The sequence below is a fragment of the Acidaminococcus massiliensis genome (assembly GCF_900095825.1).
GTDB lineage: Bacteria > Bacillota > Negativicutes > Acidaminococcales > Acidaminococcaceae > Acidaminococcus > Acidaminococcus massiliensis.
The window spans coordinates 718,178-738,546 of the sequence record NZ_LT608315.1 but is presented as its reverse complement, the minus strand read 5'-3'; the positions used below and the strand labels follow the sequence as shown (position 1 = coordinate 738,546).

At 56.8% G+C, this 20,369-nt stretch carries 21 protein-coding genes; all 21 read right to left on the bottom strand.

Going from position 1 to position 20,369, the window contains the following annotated elements; translation table 11 throughout:
- Positions 1-8 precede the first annotated feature (8 nt).
- The 21 genes from BQ2657_RS03545 to BQ2657_RS03445 all read right to left on the bottom strand — a co-directional run bounded on the left by BQ2657_RS03545 (position 9) and on the right by BQ2657_RS03445 (position 20,360).
- On the bottom strand, positions 9-764 hold the full coding sequence (locus BQ2657_RS03545) for an SDR family NAD(P)-dependent oxidoreductase (protein WP_075579400.1): 756 nt from the start codon (positions 762-764) through the stop codon (positions 9-11).
- A gap of 111 nt (positions 765-875) precedes the next feature.
- Positions 876-1,073: a cold shock domain-containing protein gene (locus BQ2657_RS03540; protein ID WP_009015310.1), complete on the bottom strand. Its 198-nt coding sequence runs from the start codon at positions 1,071-1,073 to the stop codon at positions 876-878.
- A 156-nt stretch (positions 1,074-1,229) separates the two neighbouring features.
- Positions 1,230-1,499, bottom strand: a complete 270-nt coding sequence (locus tag BQ2657_RS03535) for a GIY-YIG nuclease family protein (protein ID WP_075579399.1) — start codon at positions 1,497-1,499, stop codon at positions 1,230-1,232.
- A complete protein-coding gene (locus tag BQ2657_RS03530; protein WP_075579398.1) occupies positions 1,496-1,963 on the bottom strand; it encodes a peptidylprolyl isomerase in 468 nt (155 codons plus the stop codon). The genes BQ2657_RS03535 and BQ2657_RS03530 overlap by 4 nt, the downstream gene beginning before the upstream one ends.
- 59 nt (positions 1,964-2,022) lie before the next feature.
- Positions 2,023-3,030 (bottom strand): polysaccharide deacetylase family protein, encoded by a 1,008-nt coding sequence (locus tag BQ2657_RS03525; RefSeq protein ID WP_075579397.1) that lies wholly within the window; start codon positions 3,028-3,030, stop codon positions 2,023-2,025.
- Complete coding sequence (locus BQ2657_RS03520; RefSeq protein ID WP_075579396.1) at positions 3,027-3,884, bottom strand: NAD(P)/FAD-dependent oxidoreductase; 858 nt, start codon at positions 3,882-3,884, stop codon at positions 3,027-3,029. Before BQ2657_RS03520 ends, BQ2657_RS03525 begins: the two co-directional genes overlap by 4 nt.
- 27 nt (positions 3,885-3,911) lie before the next feature.
- Positions 3,912-4,490, bottom strand: coding sequence for a nitroreductase family protein (locus BQ2657_RS03515; protein WP_075579395.1), 579 nt, complete (start codon positions 4,488-4,490; stop codon positions 3,912-3,914).
- Between the two features lie 19 nt (positions 4,491-4,509).
- On the bottom strand, positions 4,510-5,058 hold the full coding sequence (locus tag BQ2657_RS03510) for a hypothetical protein (protein WP_143224829.1): 549 nt from the start codon (positions 5,056-5,058) through the stop codon (positions 4,510-4,512).
- A gap of 98 nt (positions 5,059-5,156) precedes the next feature.
- Positions 5,157-6,509, bottom strand: coding sequence for a MocR-like pyridoxine biosynthesis transcription factor PdxR (pdxR, locus tag BQ2657_RS03505; RefSeq protein WP_075579394.1), 1,353 nt, complete (start codon positions 6,507-6,509; stop codon positions 5,157-5,159).
- A gap of 118 nt (positions 6,510-6,627) precedes the next feature.
- Positions 6,628-7,263, bottom strand: a complete 636-nt coding sequence (locus tag BQ2657_RS03500; RefSeq protein WP_075579393.1) for a V-type ATP synthase subunit D — start codon at positions 7,261-7,263, stop codon at positions 6,628-6,630.
- 3 nt (positions 7,264-7,266) lie between these two features.
- Positions 7,267-8,658 (bottom strand): V-type ATP synthase subunit B, encoded by a 1,392-nt coding sequence (locus BQ2657_RS03495; protein WP_075579392.1) that lies wholly within the window; start codon positions 8,656-8,658, stop codon positions 7,267-7,269.
- Positions 8,651-10,426, bottom strand: coding sequence for a V-type ATP synthase subunit A (locus BQ2657_RS03490; protein WP_187119219.1), 1,776 nt, complete (start codon positions 10,424-10,426; stop codon positions 8,651-8,653). The genes BQ2657_RS03495 and BQ2657_RS03490 overlap by 8 nt, the downstream gene beginning before the upstream one ends.
- 6 nt (positions 10,427-10,432) lie before the next feature.
- Positions 10,433-10,759, bottom strand: a complete 327-nt coding sequence (locus tag BQ2657_RS03485) for a V-type ATP synthase subunit F (protein WP_075579390.1) — start codon at positions 10,757-10,759, stop codon at positions 10,433-10,435.
- A 26-nt stretch (positions 10,760-10,785) separates the two neighbouring features.
- Positions 10,786-11,781, bottom strand: coding sequence for a V-type ATPase subunit (locus BQ2657_RS03480; protein ID WP_075579389.1), 996 nt, complete (start codon positions 11,779-11,781; stop codon positions 10,786-10,788).
- Between the two features lies 1 nt (position 11,782).
- On the bottom strand, positions 11,783-12,391 hold the full coding sequence (locus BQ2657_RS03475; protein WP_075579388.1) for a V-type ATP synthase subunit E: 609 nt from the start codon (positions 12,389-12,391) through the stop codon (positions 11,783-11,785).
- A 16-nt stretch (positions 12,392-12,407) separates the two neighbouring features.
- Complete coding sequence (locus BQ2657_RS03470; protein ID WP_075579387.1) at positions 12,408-12,884, bottom strand: V-type ATP synthase subunit K; 477 nt, start codon at positions 12,882-12,884, stop codon at positions 12,408-12,410.
- Positions 12,885-12,898: 14 nt separating this feature from the next.
- Positions 12,899-14,755 (bottom strand): V-type ATP synthase subunit I, encoded by a 1,857-nt coding sequence (locus BQ2657_RS03465; protein ID WP_075579386.1) that lies wholly within the window; start codon positions 14,753-14,755, stop codon positions 12,899-12,901.
- Positions 14,749-15,060 carry a hypothetical protein gene (locus BQ2657_RS03460; RefSeq protein ID WP_075579385.1) on the bottom strand — a complete coding sequence of 104 codons (312 nt, stop codon included), beginning with the start codon at positions 15,058-15,060 and terminating at the stop codon, positions 14,749-14,751. Before BQ2657_RS03460 ends, BQ2657_RS03465 begins: the two co-directional genes overlap by 7 nt.
- A gap of 295 nt (positions 15,061-15,355) precedes the next feature.
- Positions 15,356-16,549, bottom strand: coding sequence for an isocitrate/isopropylmalate family dehydrogenase (locus BQ2657_RS03455; RefSeq protein WP_390621272.1), 1,194 nt, complete (start codon positions 16,547-16,549; stop codon positions 15,356-15,358).
- 91 nt (positions 16,550-16,640) lie between these two features.
- Positions 16,641-18,062 (bottom strand): MmgE/PrpD family protein, encoded by a 1,422-nt coding sequence (locus BQ2657_RS03450; RefSeq protein ID WP_075579384.1) that lies wholly within the window; start codon positions 18,060-18,062, stop codon positions 16,641-16,643.
- Between the two features lie 9 nt (positions 18,063-18,071).
- The gene (locus BQ2657_RS03445; RefSeq protein WP_075579383.1) at positions 18,072-20,360 is read right to left on the bottom strand and encodes a hydratase; all 2,289 of its coding nucleotides are present in this window, start codon (positions 20,358-20,360) and stop codon (positions 18,072-18,074) included.
- Positions 20,361-20,369: the final 9 nt, after the last annotated feature.

The window sequence follows — 20,369 nt, the reverse complement described above, 5'->3', positions numbered from 1 at the left end:
GTCCCTCCTTATTTAGCCGTTAGGCCGCCGTCCACAGAGACCACGGCACCGGTCATGAACCCATTGAGGGGGGATAGGATGGCACAAATCATGTGCGCTGCTTCTTCCGGCTTCCCGATCCGGCCCATGGGATACACAGAAGCCATGGATTCCCGGGAATAGCCTCCCTCCGCCAGCTGTTTTTCCACCAGGGGAGTGTCCACATCTCCCGGGCACAGGCAGTTCACCCGGATCCAGGGAGCCAGATCCAGGGCCAAAGATCTGGTGAAGGCCACCACGGCCCCCTTGGAAGCCGCATAGAGACAGCAGCCGTAATTTCCTTCCAGAGCCGCGTCAGAAGCGATGTTCACGATGGAAGGCCCATCCTGGGCAAAAAGATCCAGCAGAGCCTGGGTAAGGAAAATGGTCCCCTTCACATTCACGTCCATCAGCTGCTGATACTCCTCTTCCGTCACATCCTGGAAGGGCTTTTCCTGGTAGATCCCGGCGCTATTCACCAGGAAATCCAGTTCCTGATGCTGGGCCTGGAGCTCTGCGGCGATTTTCCGGCAGCCTTCCACAGTACTTACATCTCCCTGAAGATACCGGGCCTCCCCCGGCAGCCCGGCCAGGCTCTCCACCGCCTTTTGGCCCCGTTCCAGATCCCGGCCCACCAGCCACACCGTGGCTCCGTCCTGAGCCAGCAGCCTGGCTGCCGCCAGACCGATGCCCGAAGTTCCCCCGCTGATGATACCCCTTTTCTTCTCCATTCCGTATCCAATCATACTCCCGACTCCCTTCCTGCAGCTCTGGTTACCACACAAGAAAAAAGGAGATACCGTTTCCACGATATCCCCTCTTTGTTTGCGTTTGTTGTTTCTGTGCAGATATCTATCTTACAGTTTCACAACGTTAGCAGCCTGTTCACCACGGTTGCCTTCGACAACGTCGAATTCTACAGCCTGGCCTTCTTCCAGAGTCTTGAAGCCTTCACCCTGGATTGCGGAGAAATGAACGAATACATCGCCGCCATCTTCCCGTTCAATGAAACCATAACCCTTTTCAGCATTAAACCATTTAACTTTGCCAGTCATCTTTACTTGGCCTCCTAAAAATTATTGCGAAAAACGATCCAACTATATGTGATACCTGCGTGAGTTCAACATTCAGTAAGTCCGTTGTTTCTGTGTTCCATTCTAGCATAACCCCTGGACTTTTACAAGCAAAAGAATTGCAACAGTACAGATAACTCAGGGTATTTTCAAAGATTTTCGAGAAAATTGACAAACCAGCTCTTCCTTTTGTTTTTTTGCCAACTGTTTCAGGGCATATTCCCGGCGAAGAGCCGCCTTTTTGTCCGGCAGTTCCTCGTAATAAGCCAGTTCCACCGCCCCGAAAGCCCGGGTGTATTTCGCCCCGGACCCGCTGCGGTGCATGGCCAGACGATGGGCTAGATCATTGGTCCAGCCGGTATAGAGGGCTCCATTGGCACAGCGCACCATATAGACGTAAGCGGTCATTCCTTTACGATTTCTACCTTTTCCATCACCACATCTTCCAGGGGACGGTCGGCGAAATCCGTAGGGGTGGAACCGATCTTATGGACCACATCCATCCCTTCGGTGATTTTCCCGAAGATGGCATGATGGCCGTCCAGCCAGGGGGTGGGCACCAAGGTGATGAAGAACTGGCTGCCCCCGGTATTGGGGCCGGCATTGGCCATGGAGAGGATCCCTTCGCTGCTGTGAGCCAGTCCAGGCCCGAATTCATCGTCGATGGTGTAACCGGGACCGCCCATGCCGGTGCCGGTGGGATCGCCGCCCTGGATCATGAAATCGTCGATGACCCGGTGGAAGATGACCCCGTCATAGAATCCCTTCTCCACCAGTTCCAGGAAGTTCCCTGCAGTCTTGGGGGCTTTGTCCTCAAAGAGTTCCGCTGTAAAATCTCCTAAATTCGTGTGGAAATGCACTTTTCTGTTCATGTTGTTCACCTCGTTGTTGTTATAAAGGGGGAGTGTTGTACATTCTGTGCAACATCCTTTCAAAACTCCCTGATCACCAAATCTGACAGATCCAGTGGGACCCGGCCGCCTTCTCCCTGGGATACGGAAGCCAGAGCTACCAGCTTCCCTTGGGGCTCGATGTAGAAGTTGTCCTTTTGGAGCCGAGCCCAAGCTTCCAGGGATCCCAATTTTTCCTGGATGGCTTCCTGCTGGCTGCTGCCCAGGAAATGGTCCAGGGTCAGCCGGTTCCCCGTATTGAGATCGAATACCATGGCATACTGGAAATCCGTCTTCCGGGCCAGGAGCAGGCTGCTGTCCGCCCCTCCCATCAGGGGAGACACCCAGGCATAGTTCTTCAGCCGGGTCCAGGACGCCAGATTGTTCACCTCTGTCACCGGATAATTCCGGTACAGGACCGGTTTCCCCTGGAATACCAAACTCAGGAGATGGTTCCGGTTGTAGGTCACCCGGCACTGGAGTTCGCTTTCCACCGGTCCGGTGATATGCCGGTACACGGAAATATAATTCCCCAGTTCCTGATTGATCCGGTCTTGGACCTGGGGCGTCACGCCTCCGGTCACTTGGGGATAGGTATTCTGGTATCCATCATGGGTAATCTTCAGGGCTTCCCGTTTCTCTCCCCGGGGAACCCCGGGTCTTGCAGGCACGGTATACCAGCCAGTGACACCATCCCGGGTAGCCACCTTGGCCCATTCCAGTCCATTGATTTCCCGTTTGCCGAAGATCATGCCCAAAGCGCCGGCAGGAGCCGGACGCAGGATGGTTTCTGGTTTTTCTTCCGGCAGGCTGCGCAGATAGCCGCCGCTGAACAGGACCCGTTCCATCTTATGCTCCCGGGTCACAAATTCCACCCGGGCACCCTGTTCCCCTTCTCCCGGAGCAATGGCCTTAGTCTCCTGGGGAGCCGCCGGTTCCTGTACCGGCAGTGCCCCGGGATTCTCCTGATGTTTTGGATTCTGACAGCCGCCCAAGGCCAGGGAAACTGTCAGGAAAAGGACCAGACAGACAGGCTTCCAACCCGTCATACCGGATTCTCCCGCAGCCAAGAAGCCGCAGAAAGCAGAGCCTTCTGGCCTTCTCCGGCCGCCTTGTTGATCTGCCAGGGATAACCGGCTGCATCACCGGCCGCAAAGACCCCAGGCACCGAGGTTGCCATTTTCTCATCCACCTGGATGAACCGGCCCTTCAGCGCCAGACCCGGCAAAAGCTTCTCCAGGGGATCGGTTTCCCGCAGCAGGAAAAGTCCGTCCATATCAACCGTTCCTGCTGTAGTCTCCAAGGCTTCCGTTTTTTCTTCCCCCAGGATTTTAAGAGGTCTGCCTTCCATGATCCGGAGATTCCCCGGTTTCTTTTCCGGCAGGGGAAAATCAGCCCAAAGCTTGACTTCTTTCGCCAGTCCGGCCAGGAATTCCACTTCTTCCCAAGCCGATGGCAAATTGGTCACCACCCCGATGGTCCTGCCTTTGTACAGGTATCCATCACAAGTGGCACAGTAACTGACGCCCCGTCCCAGATACGCCTCTTCTCCGTCCAGGGCTTTGCCGTGGGCCGCTCCCGGACACAGGAGGATGCTCCGGGCCTGGTACACATCTCCAGGCGTTGCCAGATAAAAGCTGGCCTTCCCAGGCATGATGCTCAAGACCTTGTGAGACACTACAGCCGTCCCGGCAGCCCTCATATGGGCAGTAAAGGCATCCATCAGGGCAGCACCGGACTGGTCCGGCAGTCCCAGGTAATTCTTCACCAACGGGCTTTTCCGCAGGGCCAGCCCAAAATCTCCTGTGTCGAACAGCACCGCAGAAAGAGACCGGTTGGCAGCCGTCACCGCCGCACTGCAGCCCGCCGGTCCGCCTCCCACAATAGCAATATCATACAGCATATCGGATCTCCTTTTTTTCTGCCAGGATTATTTGAATTCTGCTACTTTCTCCAGAGGCAGTTTGGGTACATAATAATCACGGTTTTTATCCACATAATAGTCCAGGGATTTTTCTTTTTCTCCGGAGACCAGGTTGCTTTTATGGGCCGGATAACCCAGTGCCAGGACGATATTGACCTCCAGTTCTTCCGGGATTTCCAGCAGAGCAGCTATTTTTTTCCGGTCCACAGCAGCCAGGATGGCGCTCCCTACCCCCTTCTGCCAGGCCGTGATGGCCATGGCATCCAGGGCGATCCCCAGATCGATGTCGCTGATCATGGGCGAGGCATTCCGGGATTTGGCCACCACCACAAAAGCCACTGGCTGTTCCCCTTCCTTCGGGGTCCCGATTTCTTTCGGCAATGCTGCAGCCCAATGGAGCAGAGGCTGCATGGCTTTGACATTTTCCGGCTGCTCCACAGCCACAAAGCGCAGCCACTGGCTGTTCCGTCCGCAGCTCCGCTTCCGTGCCACGTCCACCAAAGTCCGCAGCAGACCGGGTTCCAGTGGTTTTTGCAAGAAGCGCCGGTAGGTCCGGCAGGAATCATATAATACAGGTAAATCCATCGTAATCACTCCTTATCGATCATTGCACTGAGGCAGCATATCCGTTTTCCCCATCTGCCTGTAGTACCAGTACATGGGGGGCCTGTTCCAGGAAAAGGACCGCCTCCTGCTGCCGGATCTGGAGTGGGCTGTTGAATACATCCACCGGGGAAAAGCCCACCACCGGCAGCTGCCGGATGACGCCCAGGGAATCCTCTCCGATTACAGACACCTCATTCAAGTGAGTTTTCCCGGTCCCCCTGTGGCCGTAACTGAGTATCAGGATATCCTGTTTTCCCGGCCGGAAATCCAGCCGGTACAGGGCATATTCCACTCCTTTCTGAAGGGTACACAGCCCTACTCCGTCCCCCACCTGCCAGCCCAGGACCAGGACTTTTTCCGAGCCGGCAGCACCAGTCAGGCTGGCACTGATCTTCTGGGGCATCCCTTTGCGGAATTCTACCGTCAGGGGAGGCTGCAGCTGTCCGTTGGCGCTGAGGCTGTACCGGGGGGGCAAAATACTGGGCTGCTTCCACTGCCGGCCCGCCCATTCCCAGGAATACGGCCAAAAGAGCGATCTCCCAGGCATTTTTCATACATCCACCCCCTGTTTTCCCTGCTCTGCAGGCATTTCTGTATCCTTTTTATTATACCCTACCCAGAAGGAAGAAAACAATTGTCTTTTCTTCACCCCACCAACGCCTCCCGCAGAGCTTCCACCCCTTCCTGGATTTTTTCTTCGGCGATCCCGGCAAAGGAAAGGAGGAATTCCGGCGGCCTGCCGGCATCCGTTCCCTGGACAGGGATGATTTTTACGCCCTGATCCATAGCCTTCTCCGCCAGATCACCTGCCGTCCCAGGCAGATCCAAAGCAATGTGGAGATGGAGTCCGGATCCGTAGCTCAAGAGCTGCACCTGGTTCCCAAATACCGTCAGGAGAGCTTCCTGGAGCTTCTGGCTCTTGGTCCGGTACAGGCTCCGCAGTTTGCGGATGTGCCTTGTCAGATGGCCTTCCTCGATGTAAGCCGCCAGGGCCAGCTGCTCCACCGTGGAAGAAGTCTGATTGTACCGGTCGGCGATTGCCCGATAGGCGGGCAGCAGCTTTTCCGGCAGGACCAGATAGCTAATCCGCAGGGACGGGAGCATAGTGCGGGAGAAAGATCCCAGATAGATGATCTGTTCCCGGTTCCCGAAACTGTGGAGGGCCGGAGTGGGCCGATGGAGATAGCGGAATTCTCCGTTGTAGTCATCTTCCAACAGATATACCCGTTCCAGCTGGGTGGCCACGATCAGATTGTTCCGTTCTTTTTCCGTCAGGGCTCTTCCTTTATACGGATTGGCAGGAGAAATCATCAGGAGCCCTGGCCAATCCGCCTTGGGATCTGCCGGATCAAAGGTGCGGACAGCCCATCCCATCAGCCGGAAGATCTGTTCCGCCTGAGGGAATCCAGGAGGTTCCAATCCCACCACCTTCTGTTCCAGAGGCAGCAAGGGCAGCAGCACCAGCAAAAGGGTCTGGAGACCGGCCCCCACCAGGATCTGTTCCGGTCGGCAAACCACCCCCCGGGAAGCATAACTGTACCGGGCCAGGACCTGCCGCAGTTCCGGCTCTCCCTGGGGATCCCCATACCCTGCAATGGAAGGCGGATCCCGGAGCACGGCATTGAGACAGCGCCGCCAGAGTACGGTGTCGAAAGTGGAGGTATCGATGTAATTATTGGAAAAATTATAACGCACAGCCGGTTTGGCCTTTCCATTCGCAGGGACGGTCTCTGCCCTGGCTTCCTGGGGAACATAGGCCGCCACCTGGTAGCCCCGGTTGGGCAGGTTGTCTACATACCCTTGATCGATGAGGATCTGATAGGCGGCCTCCACCGTGGTCCGGCTCAGTTTCAGATCCCGGGTCAGCTTGCGGATGGAAGGAAGGAAATCCGGAGCGGCCAGATGCTGCAGCCGGATCTCTTCCCGGAAGTAATCGGCCAGCTGCCGGTAAAGCGGTTCCCTCCCCGGCTGTGCTCGAAAATTAAAAGTAGTCAGCACAGAACTGTGCTCCTTTCAGTACCGTTTTTCAGCAAGATTTATGGTCACGGATATTGTAGCATAAAAAAACCGGGGCTGTGAAGAAATGAAATTCTCATTTCTTCACAGCCCCTATTTTTCACGCCTGTTTCGCCATGATTTCCTTGGCTTTCATCAGGCGCACCGTACTGGCTCTTTCGTTTTCGCTGAGCTTCATGGTGATGTACTTGATGCTTTCCTGCATTTCCGGGATCATCACATATTCCAACGCGTGGCCCCGCCGGCGGGTCTTTTCGATTTCATCCGCCAGCATGTTGCAGGTCTTTTCCACTTCCGCCAATTCCAAAAGATCCGGCAGGCAGGTGGTCAGTTCGGTCACCGCTGTATCCAGTTCCCCGGTGGTGAACACGAAGGAATAGGGCACCTGGGCCGCATCATCCGCCGTAGCCCCGGTGTAGGTCAGGGTGGGCACATCCACGCTCATCACATTCTTGCTCCCCACTTCGAACTCGGCACTCCGGGCCGGATACAGCAGGGCTTCGTTCATGGTCAAGTATCCCATATGGGCCCGGGCCACCACGAAATGATGGGACACATTCTGGAGGGCCTTTTCCATTTTCAGCCGCAGTTCGTGGTTCCGGCGGATGTAGATCATGAACTGCCGGACCATTTCGTCCCGTTTGTCTTTCAGCAGTTTATGCCCCCGGACAGCAGTGGCAAGCCGACGTTTCAGCCGGGTCAGCTCCATCCGGGTAGGGTTTACGTTCGTAGCCATGGGTTATTCCCCCTCGCTGCCGTCCGCCGGTTTGTAGTATTTGTCCAGGTATTCATCCCGGATCCGCTTCAGCTCGCTGCGGGGCAGGATCCCCAGCAGCTTCCAGCCCAGATCCAGGGTCTCCTCGATGGACCGGTTGGTCCGGTACCCCTGGGAGACATATTCCTTTTCAAAGGCATCGGCAAATCGGGCATACAGCTTGTCCACCTTGCTGAGAGCCGAATCCCCCAGGATGGTGGCCAGTTCTTTGGCCTGTTTCCCTCGGGAATAAGCCGCGAACAGCTGGTTCATGGTGTCTGCATGGTCTTCCCGGGTCTTGCCCTTGCCCACCCCTTTATCTTTCAGACGGGACAGGGAAGGCAGCACATCGATGGGCGGCGTCAGCCCCTTCCGGTACAGTTCCCGGGAGAGGATGATCTGCCCCTCGGTGATGTACCCAGTCAGGTCGGGGATGGGATGGGTCTTGTCGTCTTCGGGCATGGACAGGATGGGGATCATGGTGATGGATCCCTTCTTCCCCCGGATCCGGCCAGCCCGTTCGTACATGGTAGCCAAGTCCGTATACAGATATCCAGGATAGCCCCGGCGTCCGGGGACTTCCTTCCGGGCAGCAGATACTTCCCGGAGGGCATCGGCATAGTTGGTGATATCCGTGATGATGACCAGCACATGCATATCCAGTTCAAAGGCCAGATATTCTGCCGCCGTAATGGCCATACGGGGGGTGGCGATCCGTTCTACTGCCGGATCGTTGGCCAGGTTGATGAACATCACCGCCCGGCTCAGCGCCCCGGTCCGGTTGAAGTCCTGCATGAAGAAGTTGGCTTCTTCAAAGGTGATTCCGACCGCAGCGAACACCACGGCGAATTTTTCATCGGTGCCCCGGACTCTGGCCTGCCGGGCGATCTGGGCGGCCAGCTGGGCATGGGGCAGACCGGAACCGGAGAACACCGGCAGTTTCTGTCCCCGGACCAGGGTGTTCAGACCGTCGATGGCGCTGACCCCGGTCTGGATGAATTCGGAAGGATATTCACGGGCTGCCGGATTCATGGGTTCCCCGTTGATGTCCTTGTATTCTTCCGGGATGATGGCCGGCCCGCCGTCAATGGGGCTGCCCATACCGTCGAATACACGGCCCAGCATGGCAGGGGATACCCCCAGCTGGATCCCATGGCCCAGGAACCGGGCTTTGGCCGTAGCCGGCTGCAGCCCCTGGGAATCTTCGAACAGCTGGACCAGGGCTTTGTCCCCGTCCACGGTGAGTACCTTGCCGTTCCGGATTTCCCCATTCTGCTGGTGGATTTCCACCAGTTCGTCATAGGTTGCACCTTTTACCTGGTCCACCAGCATCAGAGGGCCCACCACTTCTCGGATGGTTTTGTAGTCCTTACGCATTTTCTTCACCCTCTTCCGTCAGTTCTGCAAAGGCCTGCTCCAGATCCCGGTTCAGCTGGCCGAACTTTTCCTTCCGGTCTTTTTCCGGAATGTATTTGGCACGGCCGATCTGTTCCCGGATGGGCATTTCGATCAGCTTATCCAGCTTCACATGTTTGGTCATGGCATCCAAGGCCTTTTCATACCAGGTGATGATCAATTTCAACATATCGTACTGTTTTTCCAAAGAAGTGTAGGTATCCACTTCATGGAAGGAGTTCTGGTGCAGGAAGTCTTCCCGGATGGACCGGGCACATTCCATGGTGATCCGGTCCTTGAAGCCCAGGGCATCGATTCCGACCAGACGGACGATTTCGTTCAGGTTGGATTCTTCCTGGAGGATTTCCATGGCCGTCCCCACCAGTTTGGACCAGTCGGGAGCCACTTTGGCATCATAGTAGGCACGGAGCCGATCGGAATACAAGGAATAGCTCTGGAGCCAGTCGATGGCCGGGAAATGGCGGGCATAAGCCAGCGCCGAAGACAGACACCAGAACACCTTGACGATCCGCAGGGTAGCCTGGGAGACCGGTTCGGAAATATCCCCGCCAGGAGGGGACACAGCCCCGATGGCGGAAACAGCGCCGATCCGGTCGTCCTGGCCCAGGCATTCCACTTCCCCGGCCCGTTCATAGTATTCCGCCAAACGGGAGGACAAGTATGCCGGGTATCCTTCTTCACCGGGCATTTCTTCGAGACGGGAGGACATTTCCCGGAGGGCTTCTGCCCAGCGGGAAGTGGAGTCAGCCATAATGGCCACCTTATACCCCATATCCCGGTAATATTCTGCAATGGTGATGCCCGTATAGATAGAAGCTTCCCGGGCCGCCACCGGCATATCGGAGGTATTGGCGATCAGCACCGTCCGCTTCATCAGAGGCAGGCCAGTGCGGGGGTCATTCAGGGCCGGGAATTCATTCAGTACGTCGGTCATTTCATTCCCACGTTCTCCACAGCCTACATACACGATGATATCCGCGTCCGCCCATTTGGCCAGCTGGTGCTGGATGACGGTCTTGCCGCTGCCAAAGGGTCCGGGCACGGCCGCCACACCGCCTTTGGCAATGGGGAACAGGGTATCGATGACCCGCTGGCCGGTAACCATGGGTTCTTCCGGAGGCAGCTTGGTCTTGTAAGGACGGGCCACACGGACCGGCCACTGCTGGAGCATGGGATAGGACTCTACCTCCCCCTTGCTGTCTTTCAGTTTGTATACCGGATCCAAGATGGTAGCTTCTCCTGCATAGACCCATTCCACAGTTCCGCTTTTGCCAGGCGGCACCATGATTTTATGGAGTACAGCAGGAGTTTCCTGGACGGTGCCGATTACGTCGCCGCCGGATACCTGATCTCCCACTTTGGCCACCGGTACGAACTGCCATTTCTTTTCCCGATCCAGACGGGGGACTTCGATGCCACGGCTGATCCGGTCGCCAGCCAGTTCATAGATTTTTTCCAGGGGACGCTGGATCCCGTCGAAGATGCTTTCGATCAGCCCGGGAGCCAGTTCCACGCTCATGGGAGACCCAGTGGATTCCACCGGTTCCCCCGGCCCCAGGCCAGCAGTCTCTTCGTACACCTGGATAGAAGCTTTATCATCACGAAGCTCGATGACTTCACCGATCAGGCGTTTGTCACTGACGCGGACCATATCATGGAGCTGCACGTCTTTCATACCTTCGGCGACAATCAGCGGGCCGGATACTTTCACGATCTTTCCACTCACGATTGTTCCCTACCCTTCCTTGAATAGAATATCGGCGCCCACTGCTTTTTCCACGTTTTCCCGGACACGCTTCATGCCCAGACCCAGGGATCTGTTCCCGGCAGGGATGGGGATGATAGCGGGAAAGGTAGCGGTAGCATATTCTGCGATCACGGCCTGGGCCTTCTGGGCAGCGGTTTCCGTAATGTAGATCACGGCATAGCCCTCATCGGCCAGGTGGTGGATCCTGCGCTCAATCTGTTCCTGTTCTTCTTCGTAGAATACATCGAACCCTACGGCTTTGAAGATCATCACGGAGCTGGGATCACCGATCACTGCGATTTTCTTTTTATCCATCTTGCTGCCTCCCATGCTTCCTGTGATTATGCATAGACGCTGGGCAGCTGGGGTTCAAACCCGCCCTGGATGGCTCCGAAGATCATCCGCAGGGCTTCTGCCTCGGTTTCCCGGGCTTCCAGATACCCTATGATGGGTCCCAGGGAATGGGTATCCCATCTGGCCCGGCGGAGGATCAGGCTCAGACCCTCTTCCATCCGACGGGAAATGACCCCCAGTTCATTGGTCTGTGCAAATTCGTTGATGGCCTGGACCAGTTCAGCTCCATGGCTCCCCTGGTTCAGCCGGGCTCCCAGCTGTTCCGGAGGCACATCCAGGCTTTCTTCGAACACCTCTTTGGAGATGTCCCCGCAGTCCACCAGTACCAAACGCAGCTGAGCCAGTTCCCAGTGGAGGTTCTGGGCCCGGATCAGGCTGATGGTGTTCTGGCAATCCGCCCACAGGGAGAAATACTCCCGGATGAAGCCTTTTTCCTTTTTCCGGTCCAGCACCTCTTTGGCCTGGCGGAACAAGGCTCCGTCCAAAAGTGCGCTGAGCCGGAAGGGATCCGCTTCCCGGGCCAGTTCCCCTTCGATTTCGTTGAGTACCTGGCAGTAGATGGGCGGCAGGTCCTCATAATACTTGGTATGGACCATATCCTTCAGCAGGTTCAGGTCGAAATTGCCTCCCTCCCGAAGGATGTCATCGGCCTGGATTCCCAGCAGCCGGGCCTTCAGCAGGCATTTCAGGTTGTGGGTATCCACCGGCAGCAGGAACAGGCCGGTAAGTTCCGGATCTGGGGTCAGTTCCTGGATCCGTTTCCGGGTCAGCTGCATCTGGGCCCGGATGATCAAATCGATTTCTCCCTGGGCCAGTTCCTGTTCCGTAGCCACATTTTCCCCATAGCCGGTTTCCAGCAGCAGCTTCATGGCTGTCTTGGTACTGTCCGCTTCTGCGATCCGCCGCAGCTGGGCGGCGGTCAGCAGATGGGTGGACAGGACGCTGATCCGGCCCAGGGCATATTCATAACTGGGCTGGGGCATATCACTTCACCTCCGCGCCAAACAGGAGCTCTGCCACGCGGTATTCCTCCTCGGTCCGTACATCTTCCAGCAGGGTTGCGAAGGAGCCGTCATAATCGCAGGTTTCTCCTTCGATGAGTACACCATCGGTGAACCCAGCAGTTCGATCCGACAAGGTCAAAGACCCTTCCCGGCCCTGGTCCTTCAGCTCTTTGTTGAGCTGGGCCAGCAGCCCCTGTTCATACCGAGGACGGTCCTTGGCCGGGACCACCAGCTTTTCATGGCCGATGAGATCCGATCCCAGGACGATCCGCCCGATCAGTTTCTCCCACTGTTCCTGGGGCAGGGCTTCCAGCTGCTCCGCTGCCCGGTCAAAGGCTTCCTGGAGCACTTTCCGCTTGCTGGCCAGGTTCTCTTTCCGGCTCTGCAGTTCGGCAATCAGCTGCAGACGGCCTGCAGCCTCTTTGGCATCCACTTGGGATTTGGCCTGGATCTCCCGGACCTGTTCCTGGGCTTTGGCCAGGATCTGTTCCTTTTCCTTCCGGGCCTTTTCCTGGGCTGCTGCTCCGATGGCTGCCGCGTCCTGCTTCGCTTCTTCTTCTATTTTCTGAATGATTTTATCGCCAGACACGACGGGTCACCCTTTCTTATAATTTGATCCCGTTCACCATGATGAAGGAAATCAGCAGACTCAGTACGGCGTAGGTTTCTACCATGGCCGTCAGGATAATGCCTTTACCAGTTTCTTCCGGCCGTTTGGCGGTCAGGTAAATGCCGGAAGCAGCCACTTTCCCCTGATAGATGGCGGACAGCAGGCCGCCCAGGCCCATGGGCAGAGCAGCAAACAGGTAAGCCAGCCCCTGGAAGGTGGTCAGATCTTTTACATTCCCGTCAATGACCCCCAGGTTCAGGATGATGATGAAGGCAATCAGCAGACCATAGATTCCCTGGGTCCCAGGCAGTGCCTGGAGCACCAGCACGTTACCGAATTTATCCGGATCTTCGCTGACCACGCCGGAAGCGGCCTGCCCGGCAATGGCCACACCAATGGCACTGCCAACCCCTGCCAGACCAGCAGCCGTTGCTGCGCCGCCAAATGCCAGAGCTGTTCCTAAAGTAATCATAATGAAATCCTCCCTTATTTCGTAATATCCGTATACTTGGTCCGGAGTGCCAAGGGCAGGAACGCCCGGCCGCCGGCTTCATAAAACTTGCCGAAGAACTCGATGTACTGCAGACGGCTGCTGTGCACGAAAGCACCCAGCACGTTGATGACGATATTGAAGTAATGGCCGGCCAAAAGCACCAGGATGGCTGCCACAATGCCCACAGGTCCTGCACTCCAGAGCATCTGAGCCACGGTGTTGATGACCATGGCGATGACCCCGGTGGCCAGCCCCAGCGCAAAGATCCGGGAATAACTCAAGAGATCGCTGAGATACCCACTGATGTTGTACAGCGTCAGGAGCCCGCCGATCAGCCGGCTGATGATCCCTTTCCGGTCACGGCCTCCAAAGAGGACGATGATCCCAGCTCCCAGCCAGGCCAGATATTTGCCAATGGGCCCTGGTACCAGCGCCATCAGGAAGAACCCCAGGAACATGATGAGCCAGCTGATCTGGTCACAGACCGCGCCCATCACATCTCCCTCCCGGAACAGCATCTTTGTCTTGATCAGCATGCCGGTGATCAGGTGGATGGCCCCCAGGCCAAAGCACAGAGCCAGCATCTTCAGCGGTTCATTCATAGGTACGAACAGCAGAGGATGCCATTCCAAACCGAACCAGCCACCGAACATGGCGCCCCAAAGGGTGGTGGAAATACCGCCAAAGAAGATGACCAGGGCCAACTGCCGGGCAAAGCCCGTGGGCTTGAACTTCTTCAAGGCGAAATACAGCATGATGGTCAGCACCAGACCATAGCCTGCATCGGACATCATCATGCCGAAAAAGATGAAGTGGAAAGGAGCCATGATCATGTCCGGATCCACGGAACCTGCTTTGGGCAGGGAGTACAGCTCCACCACGCTTTCGTAAGGTTCCACCAGCCTGCCGTTTTCCAGCACCGTAGGCGGGATTTCTCCTTCTTCCGGGTCTGCAAAGGTCAGCTGATAAGCGTCGGTCACGCCTTGGACCACCTGTTCCACCCGCTGGGCCCGATCTTTCCGGACCCAGCCCTGTACCTTGAAAGCACTGACCGTTTCCACCCCGCCGTTCTGGAGACGGTCATGGGCAGCATTCAGCTGGTCATAGTACAGTTCCACCTGCTGTTTCTGAGGGATGCTCTCTCGGGTTTCCTCTTTCAGCCGGGCGATCCGATTTTCCTTTTCTTCCGCTTCCTGGAGCAGTTCCTTCCGGACATCCGCCGCCAGGCCGCTGCGCTTGGGCAGCACTGCCTCGCTGAAATCATGTTCCTTCAGGAGATGCTTCACATCATTGTCGGCGTCTTCGTAAGCCAGGATCACCATGGCCTGCCCGTCCTGGGTCAGTTCGTACAGGCTCATATCCGCCAAGAGGCCGCTGATGGCCTTCTGGAATTCCGGCAGTTCCTTTTCCGGCAGGAAACCCACATGGCAGCGGGTGGTTTCCGTAAAGCTCAGCTGTTCCAAGGGAATGTCCAATTTCAGCCAAGGGTCCAGGCTTTCCGCCTGGGTCCGGAGAGCTGCCGCCTCACTTTCCAAAGAGGCGATCTTGCTGGCGGTGGTATCCAGTTTTTCCGTCAGCTGCCGGCCTTCTTGGGTCTCTTTCAGGAAATTTCCATAAGAAATGGCTTCTTTCTGGGGAAACAGGGGATTCTTGGCACCGTTCTGGACCAAGAACTGGAGCACCTGGCCGGTTTTATCCAGCTGGGCACTGACCTTTTCTGATCCGGGCAGGGCCTTGCTTCCCGCTTCCGGTTCCAGCATCACACTCCCGTCCTTTTGGAGTGCCAGGAGCAGGGCATCGCGATCAGCTTTCAAGGCATAGAGTGTCAGTTTTTGCATAGGTACTAACATTCGATCACGACCTTCTTCATAATATACTGGACTGCCGCATCCAGATTTTTCCGGGCTTCCGCCGCCTGGGCTTCATCCCGTTTCCGGTTTTCTTCCACCAGAGCGTCCGCTTCCTGTTTTGCCTGGGCTTCTGCCTGGGCAATGGCTGCCGCCGCCTGTTTCCGAGCTTCCGCAATCAGGGCGTCTGCTTCCTTGTGGGCTTCCGCCTGGGCATCCCGGACGGTGTTCCTGGCTTCCAGGGTGGCCTGTTTCTTCAGGTCATCGGCTTTCTGCTCGGCAGCCTTGATATCTTCCAGCATGGACATGTTTTCACCACCTTTGCTCAGGGAAGGTTTTGCCTTCCAAATTTCAATGAAAAGAATAAAATGCAGTAACAATATAGTATTTCAACAAAGACAAAAAAATCCCTGCTGTATACTATAGCCCCATTATACTATACTGTTTCTGTTTTTGTAACAAATTCTTTGGATGATTTTAAGAATTTTTCTTGACTTTGTTCCATTATTGGAAAGTTTTGTTGCATTTGATACATTTAACCGAAAATTAAAAAGAGATGCTGACTGTTCAGTCAGCATCTCTTCACTCTTTCCGGTTTTCTCTTCACTCTGCCCTCTTCAAAGTCTCCAGCAGATAATCCGTGAACTCTTCCGCCGTGGCTCCGTCCTTGTCGGTGGTGATCACCACTTTCCGTTCTGTCCGGGTGCAGATATCCAGAGCCTTCACCAGCTTTTCCTTCTTCTCCGCATACCCGATGTGGCTGATCATTTCTCCCATGGCCCGGATCAGGCTGCAGGGGTCCGCATACTGGGCCCGGTGGTGCTGGACCAGGAAGTTCCCCACCCCGTGGATGGCTTCGAACAGGGCGTACTGGTCCCCGATGTTGGAAGAACTGGCAGTGCCCAGGCCTCCCTGGTATTCCGCCGCTACATCCGTCACGATATCCCCGTACAGGTTGGGTAGCAGGAACACCTCCATCCCTTTGGTGAATTCCGGATCCGTGATCTTGGCGGCCATGGCATCCACCAGTTCTTCCCGGACGGTGATCCCGGGATATTCCTTTTCCAGGGCATGGGCGGTCTTCAAGAAGTTCCCGTCCACCAGTTTCACGATATTGGCCTTGGTGACCACGGTCACGTTGGTCTTCCCATTGTTCTTGGCGAATTCGAAGGCAGCCCGGCAGATCCGTTCCGCCCCGGGACGGGTCAGTACCTTGAAGTCCACCGCCAGGTCCTCATTCACCTGGATGCCCTTGTTCCCCCAGATGTATTCCCCTTCGATGTTTTCCCGGAAGAAGGTCCAGTCGATCCCCTTTTCCGGGATCCGTACCGGCCGTACCGCCGCATACAGCTGGAGGGCCCGGCGGAGCAGGCTGTTGGCGCTGACCAGGTTGGGCCAGGGATCTCCCGCCCGGGGCGTCACAAAGGGTCCTTTCACCAGCACATCGCAGGCTTTGCAGGCTTCCAGCACTTCCGCCGGCAGGCTCTCGTTCTTTTGGGCCCGCTCTTCGATGGTCATGCCTGGAATGGTCCGGAATTCCACCTTCCCGGAAGCCACTTCTTCTTGCAGCAGATATTTTGCCACCCGCAGGGCCTGTTCCATGATGTAAGGCCCGATCCCGTCCCCGGGCAGGATCCCTACGGTGATGTGAGCCAGCTTTTTGAAGTCCTTCCGGCCGGGGGCCTGTTTCATACCGTCGATCCGCTTGAAATCCTCCCGGATCAGAGCCCCGAATCTCTCCATGGCCTTCCGGATGGTTTCTTCCCGGACCTGTTCTTCGTAACCCATTTCGTCCATATGTTCCATACTGGTTCCTCCTTTAATCAAAGCCAGCTGTGCTGGCATCCTTCGGCAGTTGGCCGTTGACAGCTGACCGCTGACACGCTTTTTATATCTCCGGCAGCCGTTCCATTTCTCCCAGATGGAGCAGTTTGATGGCCACCTGCCGTCCCCGTCCGGGATAAACATGTTCCAGCAGGCCCTCCGCCTTGTTCAGCAGAGCTTCCTGGGGCAGAGGCTTCCGATAGGACCCGGTGGGATCTTGGATGAACTGTTCCAGCTCCCGCCCGTCCTGCAGACGGATCTTCACCCGGCAGCTCCAGTGGCCGGGATAAGCTGCGGTCAATTCCGGATCTTCCCGGACGGTGATCCGCTGGATCAGGGCCCGGATGGCCGGCTCCTGCACTTTTTCCGGCGTAAACATGCTTTGATCCACTTTGCCGTACAGCAGGCTGCAGGCCAGACCGTAGGGCAGAGAAAATTTGGCGTCCAGGGGCGTCCGGGGATGGAGGCACCCTTCGCTGACGGCGCATTGCTGGTAGCCGATCTTATAGGTTCCCGCCTCCAGGCTTTCCACCTGTCCCAGGATCCGTTCCGCCGCATCTTCGAAAGGCAGCACTCCTTCTCCCAGGATGGCCTTCCGCAGGGACAGGGCCCCGTCGATACCGGCGTGGGCACTGCGGCAGCAGGGATAGGGCTTCATGTCCATATTGAGGATTTCCCAGCGGGTCCCCAGCCCTTCCGTGAGCTTTTCCACATGGCCCCCGTCGCTCATGGCCCGGAACAGACCACCGTCTTCTGCTTCCAGGATATGGATGGGGCCCCTCATACCGTACCGGGCCAAAAAAGTGCAGCGGATCCCGGTCATGGCCGCCTGTCCGGGATTCAGTACCTTGGAATTGGTCCCATCTCCCAGGAAGGCCCACACCCCGGTGGTCTGGGACCCGGCCAGACCCAGGGCACTGGCGGTGCCTTCTCCGTTGAGGCCCAAAAGATGGCTGCAGGCGGTGGCCGCCCCGAAGGTCCCGCAGGTGGCCGTGGCATGCCAGCCCCGCTTCCGGTGAGCTGCCACGTCCATGGCCATGCCCACCCGATGAGCCACTTCATATCCAGCCACCAGGGCCGTCAGGAACTCTTTTCCCGTGCTGCCCAGCTGCTGTCCCAGGCACCAGGCCGCCGGGATCATGCTGGCGGAAATATGGGTCTTGGAGGCCGGATGCACATCATCCAGTTCCAAGGTATGGGCCAGCATGGCATTGAGCATGGCCCCGTCGGTCACGGGCCATTTTTGTTCCAGAGGCTGTCCCCATAGAGTCACTCCCTGGGTCCGGTTCTGGGGATCCAGTGCCTGGAGGGCCTGTTTCATCTGTTCCACCAGCGGATTCCCCACTGCCCCCATGGCAGCGCTGATCAAATCCAGGGCCCGGCAGACCGCTGCTCTTTGGACCGCTTCCGGCAGCGTATCCCAGGAAAGGCCGGCCGCAAAGCGGGCCAGCCTCCCCAAAGGTGCTGCCAGCACCTTGTTTTCCATTTTCCTGCCTCAGCTTTCTTTGAACAGATTGATCATGGAACCGGCCAGCAGGGTCTTCCGTTCCGTATCGTTGAGGATCTTCAGATCCAGATGGAGGGTCCGGGTACTGCCGTCAATGCCGATCACCGTGGCATCGATCCCTCCCTTGTTTTCCGCCACCACCTGACGGATGTTGGGCAGCCAGAGGAATTCTCCCACTTTCAGGTCGACTTCCGGATCCGGATGGGTGAAAGGCAGCATCCCCCAGTTCACACAGTTGCTCCGGTACCGTTTGGTGGCATATTCGATGCAGATGTTGGCCAGTCCCCCCAGCACCTTCTGACAGGAAGCGGCATATTCACGGGCGGACCCGTCCCCGGGCCGTTTGGCATAGAGCACGGAACCGATGCCGGTGGTCTCCATCAAGGTATCCAGGTCTTTTTCCACATCCACTCCGGCATTTTTCAAAGGAGCGTAGAAAGCTTCTGCCGTCTTTTTATCCCCAGCCAGACGGGCTTTTTCGTAAGCCTGGGCGGCCTTGGCCCGCCCCACATATTTCGGATCCTTCCGCAGCAGGGTGAATTCGGAAATTTTATAAGGGTTGGACCGATAGGAAGCGGTTTCCCCGGAAGGGATCAATTCGTCAGTTGTGGTCACTTCGTCCCGGATCACCGAAGCTACCTGGAGCAGCAGGTTGTCGGTGAGATGTTCCATAGCCGGCCAGTCCTTGATGAAGGGGCCATAGACGATTTCCACATCCGGCTGGGCTTTGCCGAATCCGTTGTACACCACATTGTCATAGATCTTTTTGTTGAAAGTGAAGGCCGGCAGGGCTTCCGGTTGGAACACGTCCTTGATTTCTTCCGCGGAAGTCAGATACCCGCCATTGAAAGCCGTGGCAGCAATGGACTTAGAGTCCATGAGGGCAGCGGAAGCCACCTGGCCCATGTTCGGTTTGGACCCTTCCCGGTTGGGATAGTTCCGGGTGGAATGGCGCAGGACGAAAGCGTTGTTTTCCGGGCAGTCGCTGGCGCCGAAGCAGGGGCCGCAGAAGGCAGTCTTGATCCGGACCCCTTCGGTCATCAAGTCGTTGCTGATACCAGCCCGGTTCAGTTCCGTCAGCACCGGCTGGGAAGCAGGATAGATATTCAGAGGGAACATGCCCAGGCCCCGTTTTTCCGCCTTAGCCACCTGGTCCACATAGGCGATGTTCTCGAAAGAACCGGCGGCGCAGCCGGCAATGGCTGCCTGATCCACCAGGATCCGGCCGTTCTTCTGGATTTTGCTCATCATATCCGGATGGATGTCCGTGTTGTTTTCGAAGACGGTCTTGGCATTGTCTTCCACATACTTCATGTATTTTCTCGGATTGGCGATTACTTCTTTCAGAGGGAATGCGTTGGAAGGATGGTAGGGCAGAGCGATCATGGGCTCCACCGTATCCAGGTCGATGTGGATGAAGCTGTCGTAAAGAGCCTTGTCTTTGGGAGCCAGATGCTTGTAGTCCCCTTCCCGGTCATGGATCCGGTAATCTTCCCGGACCGTATCGTCGGTTTCCCAGATGGAAGTCAGGCAGGCAGATTCCGTGGTCATGGTGTCGATACCGTTCCGGAAATCCATGGACAGAGAATGGACCCCGGGGCCCACGAATTCCAGGACCTTGTTCTTTACAAAGCCGTTCTTGAATACGGCACCGATGAGGGTCAGGGCCACATCCATGGGCCCCACCCAGGCTTTGGGTGCCCCGGTGAGATACACCCCCACCACCTGGGGATATTTCAGTTCATAGGTCTTGTCCAGCATGGCTTTGGCCACTTCCGGCCCCCCTTCCCCGATGGCCAGACAGCCCTGGCTGCCGTACCGGGTGTGGGAATCGGAAACGATGGCCATACTGCCGCCTTTGACGATCATTTCCCGCATATAGGAATGGATCACCGCTTCATGGGGCGGTACGAAGATGCCCCCGTATTTCTTGCAGATGGTTTCCGCATATTTGTGCACATCGGAGTTGATGGTGCCCCCTACGGCGCACAGGCAGTTGTGGCAGTTGGTGAACACCGTGGGCACCGGGAACTTTTTCAGCCCGGAAGCGCAGGCGGTCTGCATGATGCCCACATAGGTGTTGTCATAGACCCCGATGGCATCGAACTTCAGCTGCAGGTTGGCCGGATCTCCGCTGGTGTTATGGTCTGCGATGATCTGGTACGCAATGGTATTCTTCCGGCCGGCTTCCCGGTCCCATTCCGGATGGTCCTTGGCCGGCACAAAGGTTTTGCCCCCGTCCAGGGCATAATAGGCTTCATTCACACACTGAATCATGATTCTTCT

Excerpts from the sequence above, each read along its gene's own strand:
- BQ2657_RS03530 (WP_075579398.1), bottom strand. The coding sequence starts at position 1,963 with ATGAACAGAAAAGTGCATTTCCACACGAATTTAGGAGATTTTACAGCG.
- BQ2657_RS03510 (WP_143224829.1), bottom strand. The coding sequence starts at position 5,058 with ATGCCTGGGAGATCGCTCTTTTGGCCGTATTCCTGGGAATGGGCGGGC.
- BQ2657_RS03525 (WP_075579397.1), bottom strand. The coding sequence starts at position 3,030 with ATGACGGGTTGGAAGCCTGTCTGTCTGGTCCTTTTCCTGACAGTTTCC.
- BQ2657_RS03460 (WP_075579385.1), bottom strand. The coding sequence starts at position 15,060 with ATGTCCATGCTGGAAGATATCAAGGCTGCCGAGCAGAAAGCCGATGAC.
- BQ2657_RS03500 (WP_075579393.1), bottom strand. The coding sequence starts at position 7,263 with ATGGCTACGAACGTAAACCCTACCCGGATGGAGCTGACCCGGCTGAAA.
- BQ2657_RS03465 (WP_075579386.1), bottom strand. The coding sequence starts at position 14,755 with ATGTTAGTACCTATGCAAAAACTGACACTCTATGCCTTGAAAGCTGAT.
- BQ2657_RS03545 (WP_075579400.1), bottom strand. The coding sequence starts at position 764 with ATGATTGGATACGGAATGGAGAAGAAAAGGGGTATCATCAGCGGGGGA.
- BQ2657_RS03515 (WP_075579395.1), bottom strand. The coding sequence starts at position 4,490 with ATGGATTTACCTGTATTATATGATTCCTGCCGGACCTACCGGCGCTTC.
- BQ2657_RS03495 (WP_075579392.1), bottom strand. The coding sequence starts at position 8,658 with ATGCGTAAGGACTACAAAACCATCCGAGAAGTGGTGGGCCCTCTGATG.
- BQ2657_RS03485 (WP_075579390.1), bottom strand. The coding sequence starts at position 10,759 with ATGGATAAAAAGAAAATCGCAGTGATCGGTGATCCCAGCTCCGTGATG.
- BQ2657_RS03540 (WP_009015310.1), bottom strand. The coding sequence starts at position 1,073 with ATGACTGGCAAAGTTAAATGGTTTAATGCTGAAAAGGGTTATGGTTTC.
- BQ2657_RS03445 (WP_075579383.1), bottom strand. The coding sequence starts at position 20,360 with ATGATTCAGTGTGTGAATGAAGCCTATTATGCCCTGGACGGGGGCAAA.
- BQ2657_RS03455 (WP_390621272.1), bottom strand. The coding sequence starts at position 16,549 with ATGGACGAAATGGGTTACGAAGAACAGGTCCGGGAAGAAACCATCCGG.
- BQ2657_RS03470 (WP_075579387.1), bottom strand. The coding sequence starts at position 12,884 with ATGATTACTTTAGGAACAGCTCTGGCATTTGGCGGCGCAGCAACGGCT.
- BQ2657_RS03535 (WP_075579399.1), bottom strand. The coding sequence starts at position 1,499 with ATGACCGCTTACGTCTATATGGTGCGCTGTGCCAATGGAGCCCTCTAT.
- BQ2657_RS03520 (WP_075579396.1), bottom strand. The coding sequence starts at position 3,884 with ATGCTGTATGATATTGCTATTGTGGGAGGCGGACCGGCGGGCTGCAGT.
- BQ2657_RS03480 (WP_075579389.1), bottom strand. The coding sequence starts at position 11,781 with ATGCCCCAGCCCAGTTATGAATATGCCCTGGGCCGGATCAGCGTCCTG.
- BQ2657_RS03450 (WP_075579384.1), bottom strand. The coding sequence starts at position 18,062 with ATGGAAAACAAGGTGCTGGCAGCACCTTTGGGGAGGCTGGCCCGCTTT.